At 59.3% G+C, this 17823-nt stretch carries 15 protein-coding genes and 1 pseudogene; 1 reads left to right on the plus strand and 15 read right to left on the minus strand.

The window, feature by feature from the left end:
• The 9 genes and pseudogenes from H7B90_RS24380 to H7B90_RS24420 form a co-directional block, all read right to left on the minus strand.
• Positions 1-981, minus strand: a complete 981-nt coding sequence (locus H7B90_RS24380) for a carbohydrate ABC transporter permease (protein ID WP_260411194.1) — start codon at positions 979-981, stop codon at positions 1-3.
• 205 nt (positions 982-1186) lie between these two features.
• Positions 1187-2410, minus strand: coding sequence for a GntR family transcriptional regulator (locus tag H7B90_RS24385; protein ID WP_185138503.1), 1224 nt, complete (start codon positions 2408-2410; stop codon positions 1187-1189).
• Positions 2411-2804: 394 nt separating this feature from the next.
• A pseudogene (locus H7B90_RS24390) lies at positions 2805-3065 on the minus strand (family 43 glycosylhydrolase); the annotation flags it as partial.
• Positions 3066-3076: 11 nt separating this feature from the next.
• Positions 3077-4576 (minus strand): arabinosylfuranosidase ArfA, encoded by a 1500-nt coding sequence (arfA, locus tag H7B90_RS24395; protein ID WP_185138505.1) that lies wholly within the window; start codon positions 4574-4576, stop codon positions 3077-3079.
• Between the two features lie 89 nt (positions 4577-4665).
• Positions 4666-5493, minus strand: coding sequence for a carbohydrate ABC transporter permease (locus H7B90_RS24400; RefSeq protein ID WP_185138506.1), 828 nt, complete (start codon positions 5491-5493; stop codon positions 4666-4668).
• Positions 5494-5505: 12 nt separating this feature from the next.
• Positions 5506-6417 (minus strand): carbohydrate ABC transporter permease, encoded by a 912-nt coding sequence (locus H7B90_RS24405; RefSeq protein WP_185138507.1) that lies wholly within the window; start codon positions 6415-6417, stop codon positions 5506-5508.
• Positions 6418-6569: 152 nt separating this feature from the next.
• Positions 6570-7892 carry an ABC transporter substrate-binding protein gene (locus H7B90_RS24410; protein WP_185138508.1) on the minus strand — a complete coding sequence of 441 codons (1323 nt, stop codon included), beginning with the start codon at positions 7890-7892 and terminating at the stop codon, positions 6570-6572.
• Positions 7893-8090: 198 nt separating this feature from the next.
• Positions 8091-9116, minus strand: a complete 1026-nt coding sequence (locus tag H7B90_RS24415) for a LacI family DNA-binding transcriptional regulator (protein ID WP_185138509.1) — start codon at positions 9114-9116, stop codon at positions 8091-8093.
• A gap of 437 nt (positions 9117-9553) precedes the next feature.
• On the minus strand, positions 9554-10441 hold the full coding sequence (locus H7B90_RS24420) for a LysR family transcriptional regulator (RefSeq protein ID WP_185138510.1): 888 nt from the start codon (positions 10439-10441) through the stop codon (positions 9554-9556).
• 113 nt (positions 10442-10554) lie between these two features.
• On the opposite strand from H7B90_RS24420, the gene H7B90_RS24425 reads away from it, so the two are divergent.
• The gene (locus tag H7B90_RS24425; protein ID WP_185138511.1) at positions 10555-11940 is read left to right on the plus strand and encodes an MFS transporter; all 1386 of its coding nucleotides are present in this window, start codon (positions 10555-10557) and stop codon (positions 11938-11940) included.
• 223 nt (positions 11941-12163) lie between these two features.
• Here the strand turns inward: H7B90_RS24425 and H7B90_RS24430 are convergent, their stop codons facing one another.
• The 6 genes from H7B90_RS24430 to H7B90_RS24455 form a co-directional block, all read right to left on the minus strand.
• Positions 12164-12976, minus strand: a complete 813-nt coding sequence (locus H7B90_RS24430; protein ID WP_185138512.1) for a copper amine oxidase N-terminal domain-containing protein — start codon at positions 12974-12976, stop codon at positions 12164-12166.
• A 609-nt stretch (positions 12977-13585) separates the two neighbouring features.
• Positions 13586-14119 (minus strand): nucleoside 2-deoxyribosyltransferase, encoded by a 534-nt coding sequence (locus tag H7B90_RS24435; protein ID WP_185138513.1) that lies wholly within the window; start codon positions 14117-14119, stop codon positions 13586-13588.
• A complete protein-coding gene (locus tag H7B90_RS24440; protein ID WP_185138514.1) occupies positions 14112-15185 on the minus strand; it encodes a LacI family DNA-binding transcriptional regulator in 1074 nt (357 codons plus the stop codon). The genes H7B90_RS24435 and H7B90_RS24440 overlap by 8 nt, the downstream gene beginning before the upstream one ends.
• Before the next feature lie 89 nt (positions 15186-15274).
• Positions 15275-16225: a nucleoside hydrolase gene (locus H7B90_RS24445; protein WP_260411195.1), complete on the minus strand. Its 951-nt coding sequence runs from the start codon at positions 16223-16225 to the stop codon at positions 15275-15277.
• A 12-nt stretch (positions 16226-16237) separates the two neighbouring features.
• Positions 16238-16870 carry an AAA family ATPase gene (locus tag H7B90_RS24450; RefSeq protein WP_185138515.1) on the minus strand — a complete coding sequence of 211 codons (633 nt, stop codon included), beginning with the start codon at positions 16868-16870 and terminating at the stop codon, positions 16238-16240.
• A gap of 60 nt (positions 16871-16930) precedes the next feature.
• Positions 16931-17740 (minus strand): carbohydrate ABC transporter permease, encoded by an 810-nt coding sequence (locus H7B90_RS24455; RefSeq protein ID WP_185138516.1) that lies wholly within the window; start codon positions 17738-17740, stop codon positions 16931-16933.
• Positions 17741-17823 lie beyond the last annotated feature (83 nt).

The raw sequence follows: 17823 nt of genomic DNA on the forward strand, positions 1-17823 counted from the left end.
TCAGCCTCCCTTCTTGATCGGAATGGTCGTCTTCCGGTCGGAGCTCGTGGACCATCCGTAATAGAGAACCGTAATGACGATGACGATAATCGCCATGATGAGCGAGGACGCGCCGGCCATGCCGAGGTTGAAGTCCCAGAAGCCGTCGCGGTAGATGCGGAAGACGAGCACTTCGGTTTTCCCATACGGTCCGCCGTTCGTGATGAACAGCACCTGCTCGTAGATCTGGATCGCCGCGATCAGGCTCGTGATGACGATGTAGGTCGCGATCGGCTTCAAGCCGGGAATCGTGACGTGCCTCAGCTTGCCGTAGCTGCCCGCTCCGTCCACCGCCGCCGCTTCGTACAGACTGTGGTCGACCGACTGCAGCCCCGCCAGCCAGAGCAGCGCCGCATTGCCGACGCCTTTCCACACGGAGTAGACGACGATCCAGAAGATGCCCCAGCCGACCGAATACTGCCAGACGATCGGCTCCTTGCCGAGAGACTTAAGAATGTTGTTGATGACGCCGTTGTTCGTATCGAGGAACAGGTTAAAAATCTGCGTGGTCGCTACGGTGGAGGTGATGGCCGGGATGTACCATATCGAGCGGTAGACGCCCTTGCCCCGAAGCGGCATATTCATGAGCAGAGCCGCCCCGAAGCCGGACAGCAGCGTAATCGCCGTCACCAGACCGCCGAGCCAGATCGACCTCCACAGGGCGTGGGTGTACATCGGCTCCTTGAAGAACCGGACGAAGTTGTCGAGTCCCGTGAACTTCGGCGAGTCCGCGAGCCCGATCCAGCGGAAGAAGCCGAGCAGGAACCCGAACAGCGTCGGGAAGCCCGATACGACCAGCCAGAAGAAAATCATGGGCACCAAGATGACGGCGGCCAGCAGCGCGTCGCGGTGCCGGATTTTGAAGCGCTTCCATTTGCCCGGCGCGAGAAGATATTCGGACGTTCCGGCTCTCATCTCCGCCGCCTTCCCGTCTAGATTCATTCCATCCACTCCCCCTAACTTGCGTTCGTTGTCGTACCCTAACTATAATCAGCATTAAATGATATGTCAATATTTCGATATATTAAATATATCAATAAAAAGCCCGCAAAGGGCGTCGTTCCCTCTGCAGGCTTCTTTGTGAGGCTTTTTGGGTTGGCGGCTTGGATTCGGATGCTGGTTCGGATTCTTGGTTCGGCGAGGTCTTTTACTTCTTGGCCGGGCCGGTCGATTTGCGGACGACGAGCTCCGGCTGCATGATGATTTTGCTATAGCCCGCTCCCGCCTCCCTGTCTCCGTCCAGCATCTCGAGCAGAATTCTCGCGGCCTGCTCTCCCATCCGTCCTTCGGATTGCGAGATGTGCGAGTACTCCCCTTCGTCGCCGAGGCCGGAGGCCGGATCGTCGAACGTCAGGATGGACACGTCCTGCGGGACCTGGAGCCCCAGCTTGCGGCAGATCGAGGAGATGTGGACGCCCAGCCTTCCGTTGAGCGTGATGTAGGCGGTCGCCATCCGGTTCTTGATGAATCGGTACAGCGGGTGGTCCTCGTCGCTCTTGTGGTAGTCGACGTTGAAGTCCGTCAGGATCAGGGCGGGGTTGATCAAAGCTCCGCGGCGCTTGAGCGCCTCCATGTACCCGTTGATCCGGTCCTCGACCGTGATGGTCGGCAGGATGGAGTCGGAGCAGATCGCGATGTCCCGGTGGCCGAGCTCCCATAGATAATCGACGGCCGTCTGCCCGCCGACCAAGCCGTCGCTGCGGACGACGTTCGTCTCGATGCCGGGCAGGTAACGGTCGACCAGCACGAACGGGAAGCCGGCGGCCTTGAGCGACAGAATCTCTTCGTTGTAGGTCTCGGCGTCGCACGGGAAAATAAGAAGGCCGTCCGCTCCGCCGCGGATCATGTGCCGGATCGCTTCCTTCTCGCGTTCGATCGAGTTGCCGGTCACGATGATGTGGAGCTGGTAGTTCGCGCTCTCGAGCACCTCCTGCATCCCTTGCACGAGTCTCAGCGCGAAGTTGTCGACCAGCTCCGGCAGCAGCAGCCCGACCGTGCGCAGGCCGGCGGCCGGCGCCGCCCCCGCCCCGAAGCCGCTCGCGTAGCCGGCTTGCGCTCGCAGCGTCGGGGCGTAGGGGCCGCGGGACGGCAGTTCGCCGCCGTCGGCTCCGGTTCCGGCGCCCGATTGGCCCGCCAGCATCCGCTCGATGCCTTCGCTGACGAAGCTGCCCCGTCCCGGGATCCGGTAGATCCAGCCGTCCTTGGCGAGCTGCACGAGCGCGTTCGCCACCGTAATCCGGCTGACGTCGAACTGCTCCATGAGCTCCTTCTCGGACGGGATCTTATCGTTCCCCTTCAGCTTCTCCTGGGCGATGAGGTCTTTGAAGTACTGTTGAATCTGCATGTACAAGGGTTGCCGTTCCGTATGCATCAGGGATTCTCCTCGCGAGTGAACATTTGAATTATCTCTAAGATATATCATTTATAGCATTTCGTCAATTCGGGGGCAGGCTGTACTCTCATGAGGAACCATTCGCTGCATCGCTAGATCCTTGCACTGACTTCGCTCGATCCTCGCAGCCCATGTGAGTTCCGTTAACTATTCGATAGGCCAGTTACTTTGGCGGCAATGCGGCGGTTTGGGCGGAAGGACATCAGTGGCTGAGTTACTTTTGAGAGAAAACGGCGGTCTGAGCGAAAGTACATCAGTGACTGAGTTACTTTGATAGGTACTCTTTTATAGAACAAGGCCAACCGGTGCACGCCGGTTGGCCTTGTTCGTTTGATTCGGCTGCCCTTGCTCTTGCCCGCGGCAGCGGCGGCGATCACGCCTGCGTCCAACGGAGCGGACGACCGAAGTCGGGCGTTCCGTCCGCCTTCCAGCCGAACGGCTGCACGCACGTGTGCCGGTTCGAATCGTCGAGCGGGTCGCCCTCGATCTCCTTGAACCCGCGCGCGTGGTAGACGAGCAGGTCGGTGCCGTCGGGCGCCGTCGTGAAGCTGTTGTGCCCCGGCCCGTAGACGCCCGCTTCCTCGTCGGTGCGGAACACCGGGACGGGCGACTTCGTCCACGAAGCCGGATTGAGGCTCTCTCAACCTACTTGACGTTAAACCGGATCACGTTCCAAGAGTACGGCGGCAGCACGCTCTCCGCCCGGCCGCCGTCCAGCGTCGTCGCCCCGCCGGTCCGCGGCTTCACTTCGCCTTGGTTGTCCGCCGTGTTCACGGCGTCCAGCCGCTCGTGGTTCATGACGAGATGCTCGGCGAAGCTCACGCCGCCGAAGTCGCGAATGTCGAGCTCGTATGCGATCGACTCCTCGCTCCGGTTCACCGCGAACACCGTCAGCTCGCCCTTCTCCTCGTTCCAGACGGCGACGGAATCGACCTTCGCCACGTCCGTGTACAGCTTCGTATCGTACTTCGGAGACTCCGTCTCGAGGCGAAGCACTTCTCCCCGCCCGTAGCGCGAAGCGTGCAGGAACGGGTAGAACGTCGGGTTGCGCCAAGCCGCGCCGCCCTTGTTCGTCAGAATCATCGGGATCGTGTTGACGAGCAGCGACTGGCAGGCGATATCGATCCGGTCCGCGTGCCGGAGAATGGACATGAGCGCGGAGCCGAACACGAGCGCGTCCTCCATGCGGAACTGGACCCAGTCGTACGGGCAGCCGGTCTGCCACGGCGTGTAAGGCACGTCCGGCTCGCGCCAGACGTTCCACTCGTCGAACGACAGCTTCATCCGCTTGCGGCTGCGCTTCACCGACTGGACGTAATCGCACGTCGCGATGACGTCCTTGATCTGCTGCTCCATCTCCAGCGGCATCGCGAGGAAGGTCGCCGTATCGTTCTCCCTTTTCCCAATATAATGATGAAGCGACAGCTGCTCCACATGCTCGTACGTATGCATGAGAACGGTGCGGTCCCACTCCGGAAAAGTCGGCATATGCCTGGCCGAGCTCCCGACCGCGACCAGCTCGATGTCGGGATCGACCCACTTCAGCGCCTTCGCCGTCTCGCACGCGAGCCGCCCGTATTCGTCCGCCGTCTTGCGCGCGATCTGCCATTCCCCGTCGAGCTCGTTGCCGAGGCACCACGTCTTGATCTTGTACGGATCCCGGACGCCGTGCGAGCGGCGCAGGTCGCTGTATTGGCTGCCCCCCGGGAAGTTGCAATATTCCAGCAGGTTCCGCGCTTCGTCGATGCCGCGCGTCCCGAGGTTGACGGTCATGATAGGGTCCGCCCCGACCTTGCGCGTCCAGCGCATGAATTCGTCCAGGCCGAACGAATTCGGCTCCACCTGGCGCCACGCCAGATCCAGCTTCACCGGTCGCTGCTCCTTCGGCCCGACGCTGTCTTCCCAGTTGAAGCCGGAGGAGAAGTTGCCGCCCGGATACCGGACGACCGACAGGTTCAGCTCGCGCACGAGCTCCAGCACGTCCTTCCGGAAGCCGTCCTCGTCCGCCGTCGGGTGATCCGGCTCGTAAATCCCGTTGTATACGACGCTTCCCATATGCTCCACGAAGGAGCCGAACAGCCTGTCGCTTGCCCGGCCGATCCGGAAGTCCTTGCTCAGTATCGATTTCGCTTGTGGCAGAGTCATCGTCAGGCACCTCGTTCAGTCATAGTTGGTAGTAGGATAATAAAAGGATACGGCTGCTCCGGCCGCGGCCGCCCCCGTTCTCGACGGGATCAGCCCTTCAGGCCGGACGTCGCCACGCCTTGCACGAAGTAGCACTGCGCGAACACGTAGACGACGAGCAGCGGCAGCAGCGCCAGCGCGGAAGCCGCCAGCGTCGGCCCGTACTCGATGTTGCGTTGTCCGACGAACATCGCCAGCCCCGCGGACAGCGTCCGCATCTCGGTGGAGCTCGTCAGCATAAGCGGGTACAGCAGGTCGTTCCAGTTGTTCATGAGATGGAAGATGCCCAGCGTAATCATGGCCGATTTGCACAAGGGCAGCATGATCTTCCGGTAGATCTGGAATTCGCTGAGGCCGTCGACCCGCCCCGACTCCTCCAGGTCCTTCGGGAGCGAGATGAAGAACGAGCGCATCAGGTAGATGCCGAAGGCGCTGGCCGCCCGCGGTATGATCAAGCCCCAGTACGTGTCGAGCATGCCCAGCTTGAACACTTCGACGAACAGGGGAATCATCAGCACTTGGAAGGGGATCATCATCGTTACGAGGACGAGAGAGAACAGCGTCTTGTTCCCTTTGAACTTCATTCGGGCGAAGGCGTACCCGGCCATCGAGTCCAGGAACACCGACAGAATCATGACTCCGACGGAGAAGATCACTGTGTTTTTGAAGAAGGCGAGCAGCGGGATCGAATCCCACACCTTCACGAACGAATCGAACGTATAATGACTGGCGAATACGGTGGGAGGATACTTCATGAACTCCTGCTCCGGCTTGAAGGCCGCCACGAGGAGCCAGAGAAAGGGATGCAGCACGGCTACCAGCAGCGCGGCCGAGCCGATGAAGGCCAGGATTTTCCCTCCCGTTATGCGTCGTTCCATGCGGTCGTCCTCCTAGGCCATATCCGATTCTTTGCGGAGAAAATATTGGTTCATGACCAGCGTGATCGCCATGATCAGGATGAACAGCATCACCGAGATCGCCGAGGCGTAGCCCAGATCGTACGGGGCCATCTTGAAGCCGGTATTGTAGATGTAGCCGACGATCGTCTCGGTCTTGTTGAGCGGACCGCCCTGCGTCGTGACGAAGATCTGGTCGAACACCTGCAGCGCCGCGATCATCGTCGTAATGACCGTGAAGCTGAGCGCGGGCATAAGCACTGGGACAGTGATGCTGAAAAATTGCTTCGCCTTGCTCGCCCCGTCCAGCTGAGCCGCTTCGTAATAGGAGTCGGGGATCGATTGGATGCCCGCCACCAGAATGATCATGCTGTAGCCGAAGCTTCTCCAGACGGTCAGCAGGATGACGGACGGCATCGCCCAAGTCGGATCGCGGAAGAACTCGAGCCGCGGCAAGCCGAGATGGGTCAGGTAGTTCGGGTACACGCCCGTCTGCGGGTCGAGCAGGAACGAAGCGATGATGCCGATCGCCGTGAACGAGCAGATCGACGGCACGAAGTACACCGACCGCAGGAATTTGCGGAAGCGCGTGTTTTTCGAGACGTAGACGGCGGTCAGCAGCGCGAGAGCGATCTGCAGCGGCACTTCGACTCCGGCGAAGTAGATCGTGTGCAGGGCGGCGTCCAACAGCCGTTCGTCCTGGAACAGCTTGGAGAAGTGATCGAGCCCGACGAAACCCTTCACCTGGAGGAAAACGTCCATGTCCAGCGTGCTGATGACCAAGGTGGCCAGCAGCGGAACGACCGTGAACAGGAACAGGATCGCGAGCGCGGGAGCGATGAACAGATAGGCCGCCCGGTCGGGACGGTTCCAGACGCGCAAGGCGTTCTTGAGGCTTTTGGTCATGTTCAACACCTTCATGGTTGGATTCGCGGCCGGCTCTCTCCGGCTTCGGCGAAGTTGGCGCTGCCCTCCTTCGAACGGGAGGGGGCCGGCCGCGTGTTCCTAAGGACTTGCCTTTGCTTGCATTGCTTGCGTATAAGGGGGAGCTCCCCGGGTTACTTCTCGGACTTCAGAATGTCGTCGATCGCGTCGGACGCCTTCTTCACGCCCGCGGCCGGGTCGAGTCCGCCGACGATCTGCTCCATGAGCGGGAACAGGACGTCCGCGTTGATGCGGTCCGCGTTCACGATGCCCGGCAGGAACGTGCGTCCCGCGGAGCCGAGGTTCGACATCGCCTTGATCGTGGCGTCCGCTTGAATGTCCGGATCGGCGGCCACCGACTTGAGGTACGGCGGGAAGCCGATCTTCTGCGACCATTCCTTCGCGATCGCGGTCGAGTTCCAGTAGCTGACGAAGTCGTAGGCGGCGAGCCGTTCTTCGTCGGACGTCCCCTTCGGCACCGCGAAGCCGACGCCGTCGGCGATCGTCGCTTGCGCCGCCGAACCCTTCGGAGGCAGCGAGACGCCGAAGTTGACGTTGTTCGACTTCAGTCCCGCCGCCAGCCAAGGACCGGTGATGTACATGCCGGCCTTGCCGCTCAGGAACAGCTTGTCGGTCTCGACGCCGTTCAGTCCCTTCGGCGTCACCTTCTTGTTGACGGCCAGATCGGCGAGCCACTGGAACGTCTTGACGTTCTCCGGCGTATTCAGCACCGATTGCTTGGCGTTCACGTCGACCATATCTCCGCCGTTGCCCCAGACGAACATCGAGTAGTATTGCGGCGCTCCCTTGATCGGCATCAGGAAGCCGTATTGATTCTTCGAAGCGTCGGTCAGCTTGACCGCGTAGTCCGCGAGCTCGTTAAAGTCCGCCGGCGGCTTCTCGGGATCGAGGCCCGCCGCCTTGAACAGGTCCTTGTTCCAATAGAACTGGATGCCGAACACCTGCATCGGCAGCAGATACGTCTTGCCGCCCGATTGGCCGAGCTGGACGGCCGAATCCTCGAAGTCGGCCTTGTCGACGCCCGGCGTCGTGTAGAAGTCGTCGAGCGGAAGCAGCGTTCCGTTCTGGATGAAGGCGGAAGCCGACGTCGGCGACATGGCGATCAGGCTCGGCGCCGTGCCGGTGGCGATGGATGGAGGCAGCTTCTGGTTGAATTGGTCGGCGGGCAGAATGTCCATCTTCACTTCGATCTTGCCTTCGTTCTTGGCGTTGTAGCCGTCGACGATCTCCTTAAGCGTGTCGCCGTCGGAGCCGGTGAACGTGTTCCAGAAGGTGACGGTAACCTTCTTGCCGGACGCTCCCGAGGGCGAAGCCCCCGAAGCGGAAGGCGAGGCGCCGTCGTTCTTGCCGCCGCAGGCGGCGAGGCCGGCGACGAGCGTCAGGGCAAGCGCGCCGGTCAGGAGTCGGGAAGGCATGAATCGTCCGCGATGGTTCATGGAGTAATCCTCCTCTAACGAAGTTGGCATCAGTACGCTCTCTTGGTTCCTATCTCCATAAAGCCCGTTTTTCTCTAAGTGGATGTTCCCCTTTTATTCCCTGCCGTATGTCCGACTCGGTCCCTCACCTCCAGCCGAAGTATGGCAACGCTCTTTTAAATCGATTTAAATTCTTCGTAAAAAACAATCCGCAAAAACTCAGGCTTCGGCGCCGCAAGATTCGCGGATAATCAATTGCGAGGGAACGACGGTCTGCTTCTCCCCGACGTCTTCTTGATTCAGCAAGGCGATCAGCTTCCGCGCGGCGATCGCTCCGATCTCACGCATCGGCTGGTCGATCGTCGTCAGCGTCGGGCTTGTCATCGTCGCCATCTCGATGTTGTCGCAGCCGACGACGGCGACATCGCCCGGAATCGTCGCGCCCGCCTGCTGCAGCCCCTTCATCGCGCCGATCGCCATCCGGTCGTTCGCCGCGAAGATGCCGTCGAAGGGGTGCCCGCTCTCCAGCAGCTCCTTGGCCGCGAGGACCCCGGCTTCCATCGAGAAGTCCTTCTCGACGACCATCCAGGGCTCGAACAGGATCTGGTGGTCTTGAAGCGCTCTCTTGAAGCCCTCGACCCGTTCGATGCTCACCTGGTAGTCCAGCGGGCCGGAGATCATGACGAGCTTCCTGCGCCCTTGCTTGATCAGATGCTCGGTCGCCTTGTACGCTCCCCCGAACTCCTCCCGTTCCACCGTGATCACCTCGTCGTGATGCCACTTGCCGAGGTAGACGACCGGGTAGCCCGATTCGACGATGCGCAGAATGTTGCGGTCGCGGATCGACGCCGGCCAGAGGATGATGCCGTCCGCCCGCCGGTTGCGCAGGATCTTGTCGTAGGCGGCCGCTTCGTCGGCTTCCGACGGGGCCGTCGACAGCAGCAGGTGGAAGCTGTTCTCGACGAGCACTTCCGTTATTCCTTCCAGCAGCTGGACAAAATAAGGATGCGAGAACGCGAAATGCGTCGTGTTCGGGAAGATGAGGGCGATCGTCTCGGCCTTCTTGGCTCTCAGGCTTCGGCCGATCTCGTTCGGCACGTACTTGAGGCGCTTGGCGACCTCTTCGACGGCCCGCCTCGTCTTCACGTTCACTCGGGGGTCTCCCGACAGCGCCAGCGAAGCCGTCGCCGTCGACACGCCCGCGACGCGCGCGATGTCCTTCAGCGTTACATGTTCCTTGGTCATGGCTCGCATCCCATCTTTTAAATCGATTTAATAACCACATGATAAAGCGATTTCATGATCGAGTCAAGAGGGGATGCGGGGTGGCGAGAGGATTTTTTTCTGCGTCGCGATTAGAACTCGTCGCGGAATGGCTGGATTTCGCATACCTGCTGCGATGTCGGCGATGGTCGGCAATCTGTAACGAACTCAGGAGTCGCTATTTCGCGTCCAAAGCCCATTTATGAAAAGCTAACGAACTCACGCGACCTTATTTGGGGTTTTCGAAGGGAAAAACGAGCTGCCGGAACGAAATAGCGTCTCTCCGATTCGTTAGAATCGAAACTTCCCTGCTTTCAGCCAAATAGCGTCTCCTCGATTCGTTAGCCGCCTTCCGCCTGCCTTCGGACTCCGCCTTCCGGCCACTCAGCAATCTTCCGCCCTGCGTTCTCAGCCCGGTCTTAAGGACTCTCCTTGGCTCGCGCCTCGAAGTAATCGACGACGACCTCGCGGAATACCTGGGCGGCCCGCGAAATATACCGGTCTTGGCGCCAAAATAAAGCGATCTCCATGACCAATTCTTGTTCGTCGACTTGGAGATAGTGGATTTGCTCCCGAGAATCCCTTGCCGTGCCCGGAATGAAGCCGATGCCGATTCCGGCTTCCACGAGAGAGGCCAGCCGGGCCGGCTCGTTGCCCTCATAGACGTAACGGGGCTCGAAGCCGGCCGATCGGCACGCGGAGTCGATCAAATCCCGTGCGCGGAAGCCCCGCTTCACCCCGACAAACCATTCGTCCTTCAGTTCCGCCAACGACACGCGGCTTCGGCCGTCCAGCCTGTGCCCCTTGGGCACGGCTACGAGAATGGGGGCGGCGTATACGATTCGGCATTCCAGGCCGTCTCCGGGAAGGGGAGGCGAAGACAAGCCGAAATCGACCTCCCCCCTGTGCAGAAGCGCGACCAGCTCCTGCGTCGTCAGCATTTGCACATGGAACTGGATGTGCGGATGCTTCTTCCGGAATTCCCGAAGAATACCGGGCAGCGCGCTTGCGCTCGTCACCGCCAATTCGATCGTCCCTTGTCCCGGTCCGGACAAGTCGCCAAGCTCCTGCCTCCCCTGTTCCAATTCGAACAAGGCCCTCTCCGCGCGGCGAAGGAACCGGTTGCCGTACTCGTTGAGGCGCAGCTTCCTCCCCGCCCTGTCGAACAGAGGGACCCCGAGATCCTCCTCCAGGCGCTGAATTGTTTTGCTCAGCGACGACTGGGTCACGTGCAGACTTCTCGCCGCTTCGGTCACATGCTCCAACCTTGCCACCGCGAGAAAATATTGCAGTTGAAGAAGCTCCATCCCGCATCCTCCGCTTATTCCTTCTAGTACATGAAATCATAACATGAAATGCGTTGGAATAAATAATCGAGTTCCGGTACGATGGCTTCAACACGCGTTGGAGGGGACTCGATATGAACACTCGAAGCAAAGGGTTGATGATTGCCGTCGGACTCGGGGTGCTGCTGAACCCGTTAAATTCTTCGATGGTGTCCGTAGCCATCGCGAGGCTGCAGGACTCTTTCCGGCTTGACTACACGGTCGTATCCTGGATCGTGTTCGCCTTCTACATCGCAAGCGCCATCGCCCAGCCGGTGATGGGCAAGGCCAGCGATTTATTCGGCCGCCGAAAGATTTTTCTGGCCGGTCTCGTCGTTGCCTTCGTCGCGTCCTTGTTAGCCGCTCTGGCGCCGAACTTCGGATGGCTGATCGTGCTGCGCATCGTGCAATCGATCGGGACCAGCATGACGATCTCGGTCGGAATGGCTATCGTGCGCATGCATGTGACGGAGCGGCAAGCAGCCGCCTTGTCCGTCCTGTCGATCTTCCAATCCGGAGCGGCGGCTATCGGACCTTTTGTCGGCGGGGTGTTGATCGATTGGCGGGATTGGCCCGCTATCTTTATGGTCAATATTCCGTTTACCGTGGCCAGCTTCATATTGGCTTGGAGAATGATCCCGAAGGACGAGCCGCTGGCGTCATCCGCTCGCCAGAAGTCTATTCGGCAGTGGTTGGAATCGGTCGACGCCTACGGAATTGTGCTTTTCGCCGCGGGTCTGGTCGCCCTGCTTGTCGGGGTGCTGTCGGTCAAATCGGCTGGGCGCGTCTCCCTCGGCCCTGTCGTCATCGGCCTGATCGGACTCGCGTCGCTTGGGGCATTCGTCCGGCGGGAGTTGGCGACGGTGTCTCCCTTTATTCCTTTGCGCACCTTCGCCAAATATTCGGGGATCACCTGGGCCAACGTCCAATTTATGATCGCGAACGCCCTCTTCTACTCGCTCTTCTTCGGACTTCCGTCTTACTTGCAGGCAGTGCGCCACATCGGCGAATCCCATACGGGGCTGCTCATGCTGACTCTGGGCCTGTGCTCGCTCGCGGCATCTCCGTTGGCGGGACGGTGGGTCGATCGGTCGGGTCCTAGGCCGGCCTTGCTCTCTTCCGCCTTGCTGATGACGTTCGGGTCCGTCTGGATCGTAACTTTAACTCCGACGACGCCGGTGATCGGCGTAAGTCTGGCGTTAGCCGCATTCGGGATCAGCAACGGGCTGAACAGCGTCGGCTTGCAGGCGGCGTTGTTCGAGAGCTCGCCCAAGGAGATCATCGGCGTCGCCTCCGGCTTGTTCAATACGTCCAGGAACCTGGGGGCCATTCTCGCTTCCTTGCTGATCGGCATCGTCATGGGGGACCGCTTCACCTTCGGAGGATTCCGGACGCTGGGGATGATCTTGACGGCGGTCGCCCTGGTCTTGGCGCTTATGAGCTTGCGGCGCCGCAAGTCTGGACAAGCGCAAGGAACGTAGGGGGAAAAGAAGAAAAACGAGACGCCCCATCCATCCGGACGAGGCGCTTCGCTTCAGACGTTATTCGATTGCGTCGCCGAAGTTCGTCAATGGACGGCCGACTTTGGCTTATGAGTTGGACGCTTCGAACTTCGAGCTTTGGGCTTTGAGTTTTGAGTATTGAATCTTGGGAATCGGTCTTTGGGCTTCGGGCTCGCGATGACACGCGCAGGCGATGCGGCCGTTAAGGCGCGATCGGCGTGACAATCTCGCGGAACGTCACGCTGTCCGCCTTCCATACCCCGTCGACCCGGACCAGTTCGGTCTCGCGGTAGAGGTTGATCGTTTCCCCCCACTTGGTGCGGCCCATGTCGAGAGATTGCGAGAGCTTCGCGGTCGTTTTGCTCATGTAGTAAGGCCCGTAATAAGCGTCGAACCGGCGCTTCTCCTTCAAGCCCTTGTCCGCGATAATCGCATTGATGAGCCGATCCGTGAAGTAGGGCTTAAAGTGCGCCCGGATCTGCTTGATCTTCGACACGTCGGCCGCTTCGTTCAGCTTCTCGTTCAGTAACTTCGTCCAGGCCGCCGTCGCTTTGTCCGCCGCCGCCGGTTCCTCGCGCTCCTGCCCGACGCGGACGACGATGTCATTGCCCTCTTGCTGCTTGATGGTCGCTTCCTGGGTTTGTTGATTCCAGCTAACTTCTGCGCCCAGCGTCTGGCTGACGAAGCGAAGCGGGACATATGTGGTCGTGCGAACGACTTTGACGGGGGCGTCCAGCTCGATATCGGACGATCCCAAGCGCACGATCTTCGAGTCGATCGTCAACTGCATGTCGGTATCGCCCTTCGTAATCCGGATGCTGTTCTGCTGCCGGTTCCATTCGACGGTCGCGCCCATATTCTGAGCCACGTCCCGCAGCGGAATGAGCATGCGGTTGTTCTCCGCCCTGGCGTGATCGATCAGCACGGTATGGTCGTCGGCGGATCCGGGCGCCGCGAACGCGGGCACGGCCAGAAGAAGCGCCGCCGCCGTCGATAGAATGGTTTTGTTGTTCATGGCGGATGTCTCCTTTGCCTGACAAGCCTCTGTCTTAAGTAAGGGTAGACTGCGAATGCGGCCGGAAGGTTGCAAGCCGGGGCCGAAGATGGGGCCGGGGGAATCGCGCTGCGAGCCAAAAAAAACTACGAAAGACCATTTCGCTAACAAACTTCTTGGGATATGGAGACAGCGAAGTCTCGTTCATGGTTGCAATCGGAATCCCATGCTTCCAGTTCATAGATGCCTTTTTCTCTAACGAACCCAAGAGACGCTATTTAGCGTCAAAAGCCCCTTTTGAAACTCTAACGAACTCCAGCGATCTTATTTAGGGTATTGGAGGAGAAAAAGGGGCCTCCAGCACGAAATAGCGTCTATACGATTCGTTAGAATCGAAAATCCACGATTTTGGGGCAAATAGCGCCTCCTCGATTCGTTAGCCGCCTCCCCCAATCGATACGGGAACCAGGCACCCATCATAGAAGCTCTACTCGACGCGATCTCCACTCCGATCAGCGACTCTGTGCCCGGATAACAAATCGGTATGTGAATGGGGCAGCCGTAGAAAAAAAAGCGGCAACCTCCGCTACGAAGGCTGCCGCTTATTACGCCGCTAAAATAGTGACCGAATCAATCGCGGACGAGAATATCGGATCGGACCTGCCGGAGACAGGCTTCGAAATCCCCGACTACGATCTTCATCGAAACGGACAGCATCAAATTCAGAGACAAATCGAAATCTTCGACCTTCATCCCGTCCGCATGCAATCCGGTTTGCTCGTCGATCGAGCCGGCCAGACGTTCGCGCATGCTCCGTCCATCCGAGACGTAACCGTATAGGCGCTTGCCCAAGGCATATCCGAAGCCGCATTCGAAGGAGGTGCCCGAATCCGGTTCCTGACCCCGGAACGGATTCAAGTCGGCCACGACGATATCGGCCTCCCGGATCGCCTCTTCGTTCAGACGGAAAATCAGGGCCGCTATCTCCCGCTTGCCAAGATGCCCGACAGGTTCATTGTCCTTCGGGTACATCCCATCGAATCCGTAACGCTCGCATAACTTCCTCAGCTTCAAGCCGTATTCGTCCGCGTCCGGGCGGAACACGTGACAACCGGCGATATAGATTTTAGGCTTCCGGCTCCCCTCGGCTCCAGAGTCAAGCATTCGCCCCCTCCTTGCGCAACTGACTTGCCGCAGCCGAAATATCCGCCACGGATTCCCTCTCGATGATCCGGTATGGCATATAGAAATTCCCCTTTGCCGGGATTTGATTGGCATGGTCCCCAAGCAACCCCGCCATATATTTGACGCTCTCCACCCCGATGCTGCCGAAAGGCTGTTCGACGGTCGTCAAGGTAGGAGTCGTAATATTGCCGACCGACAGGTTATCGTACCCGATGACGGATATATCGGCCGGGACCCGAAGTCCCGCGTCGTGAATGGCGCGCATCGCCCCGATCGCCATCTCGTCCGAAGCCGCGAAGACGGCCGTGATCCCGGAACCGCCGAGGCACGCCAGCAGTTGCTTCATCGCGGCGTATCCGTCGTCGAACCGCATATCTCCATAGGCGACGAAGGAGTCTTCGAAGGGCAAACGATAGAAGTCGATCGCATTCTTGTAGCCTCTCCATCTCAACTGTTCGCTGCGGTCATGCTGCGAAGGGAGCGCGGAGATCATGCCGATGCGCTGATGTCCTCGGGATACGAGATAGGACACCGCATCAAAGGAAGCGCGAACGTCATCCACTTTGAACGCGGGCAGTTTGGCGTTCTCGTGCGAATCCAGCACCAGAACGACCGGAATTCGCAGATGCTCGATCAGCTCGTCGTAGTCGTCCGACACGAAGCAACTGGCCAGAATGATCCCGTCCACCAGATGCTGCTCGACGAAGGAGAACGCCTTGGCTATCCCTTCCTTGTTTTTATCCTCGCTCTTGAGCTCGTACAGGAGCAATTCAATGTTGTTCTCCATGGCGGTCCTGCTGATCCCGCCGTACAATTCGCCGAAATAAAACGAGGTAATGTACGGAATAATGACGGCTAATGAGCTTTTTTTATTTTTGGCATGAAGCCATTTGGTCTTGTCGTGGTCGAAATAATTCAATTTCCTGGCCGCTTGCATGACGCGTTCCCGCGTATCCGCATGCACCAATTCCGGTTTGTTGAGCGCCCGGGAGACGGTCGCGATCGAGAGCCCCGCATATTTCGCGATATCGTTTATCGTTGCCATTCCAACCTCCGGGCTCGCCGCCCCCGCCATGAAACGATTGAAAAGAATACATAAATTATATCGAATACTATCCATGCAGGGCAAAAAAATCAATCGCCGCGTTCGGCCAGAATCCTTCCGACCTGATCGATAAAATCGTCTCTGAACAGGGACGCCTCCACTTGAACGCAGACCTGGACATTCGGCCCGGTCGGCGCTCTCCGATGAAGATCCTCCGTCGTCCTTCCCAGACCGGGCTCCTCCAGATCGACTCGGAGGAACATCGGCAAGGAGCGTACGAACGCCGGATTCTTGGCGACGCCCACGGCCAGAGGATCGTGAAGGGCGCAGCCCTCCAGGTAGGGATAGTACTTGCGGTATTCGTACAAATAAAAACGGGCGAATCGCGCGAACAGCACTCCGGCCTCGGTCCCCGTCCGCTCCCATTCGACGACTTCGCGTTCAGTCAATAGCGTCCTCCTCGTCACGTCCAGGCCGACCATCGTTATCGGCAGTCCGGATCGGAACACGGCATCCGCCGCCTCCGGATCGATATGGACGTTCGCTTCGGCGAATGGGGTAGCGTTGCCCGGGCAGGTCACCGCTCCGCCCATCGCGACCACTTGGCCGATCGTCCCGACGATGGACGGATCCTCCCGGATCGCTCTCGCCAAGTTAGTCAGAGGCCCCGTCGTGACGATCGTGAGGTCCCGCTTGTGCTTGCGCGACTGCTCGATAATAAAGTCGACGGCCCTATCCGGCACGCCCGGGTCGTTCGCCGCCTCGCCCAGCGTCTCCCCCAAGCCGTCCGTGCCGTGAAATTCCCCGCCGTATTCCTTCGCACGCTCAAGCGGCTGGGACGAGCCTCTCAGAACCGGAACCGGGCGGCGGAGCAGTCGAAGGATCTCCGTCGTATTGCGATACGTATAATGAACGGGCGCCATTCCGTACGAGACCGTAATGCCCAACAGATCGATCTCTTCGGACGCGACGGCATACGCGATCGCGAGCGCGTCGTCGACACCGGTATCGACGTCCAGAATCATCTTCCGCTTCATCATTCGGGGAACCCCTTAATACTGCCAAGCATTGTAACGGAACGGGGCTGCCGCGGGCCGAGCCGGCGTCTCGCCGGCGCCGCGTTCGGCATCCAGCAGCTTCTTCCTCCACTCCTCGTACCCATACTCGTCCTTCTCCACCGGAGGGGAGACCTTGCTCGCTTCCTCGAGGAAATGAACGACGTCTTTGCCAGCGGCTTTGCCTCTCTGCGTATGCATGTCCAGCGCGTATTCGGGCACTTCCGGCTTCTTGCCGTTCTCGAAGTCGCGGATGAGGAGATTTTTTACGCAATCGCTGGAACGTTCTTTCGCGCAGCGGCATAGGTAGCGGATCGCTTGGACGAAGAACAGGGGCCGATCCCCGTCCCCGTATGGGAAGCTCTGCCTCAATTGGTTGTAGGTGTTGACCAGCATGGCCGCTTGCACATCGCCGAAGCCGATATCCTCCACGCTAATGACCTGCAATCTCCGCCAGAGCTTCTCCTCGAACTGCGGGCTGGTAATATACATTTCGTAGGCCGCCTCCAGAGCTTCCTTCTCCAACCCGCGCCGGATCGACTTCTGCAGCATGGAGATAATCTCGTCTCCCGGGATACCGTTCCTCGTCGTGATTTGGGACCATGGATCGTAGGACAAAAATTCGCTCATCGAAGCTTCCTCCACTGGGTTCAATTAGGTTGCGCGGACTATCCGAAGATCGGCTGACGCCTATTTGACGGCCCCTTCGGTCAATCCTTGAATGATGTATTTCTGGAATATCATGACGACGATCAAAACCGGCAAGCAAGATAGAATGCTGGCCGGGAACAGCATCTCGTACCGGATTCGGTCTTCGCCGATAAATTCGGCGATTTGAACCGGAAGCGTGCGGGTGCCAGACTGGGTCATCACGACGGCGAACAGAAATTCGTTCCATACTCCGATAAACACGAAGATGGCGGATGCCGCCAGTCCGGACCTCGACAGAGGAACAACGATGCGGAACAGGATCTGAAGACGGCTGCATCCGTCGATCCGCGCGGCTTCCTCGACTTCGTAAGGCAGTCCCCGGACAAACGCGGCGTACATCCAGATGACGTACGGCAGCGAGAAAGCGACGTTGGCGACGATCAAGCCTTGATAGGTGTACAGCAGTCCGGCCACCCGCATGAGCATGAACATCGGGATCAGGATGGCCATCGCCGGAAGCATCTGCGTTCCCATGATAAGCAGGTATAGCGACTTCCGACCCCGGAACTGCAATCGGGCGAACACGTACGAAGCGAAGATGCCGATCGCCAGCGAGATCAGCGTCGTAGCCGCGGATACGATAAAGCTGTTCCGCAAGGCGAGAACCACCTTCTCGTTGCGTAGCAAGTCCGCGTAATATTCCAGAGTAAATTCTTTCGGCCATACGGACGGGGGAACGGACAATAATTCCACCGGATGTTTGAAGCTCGACAGCAGCAGCCAGATGAAGGGAAACATAACGAAAATCATCAGGCAGACCGAAATCAGGCGAACAATCCCTTTCTTCATCCATTTCATCGCTCTCGCAAATCGCAGCGCTTCGTCCATCTGCCGCCTTCCTTTCCGGATTGCGGAGGCGGGAGATCGTTCTC

The organism is Cohnella xylanilytica, from assembly GCF_014212175.1.
Lineage (GTDB): Bacteria > Bacillota > Bacilli > Paenibacillales > Paenibacillaceae > Cohnella > Cohnella xylanilytica.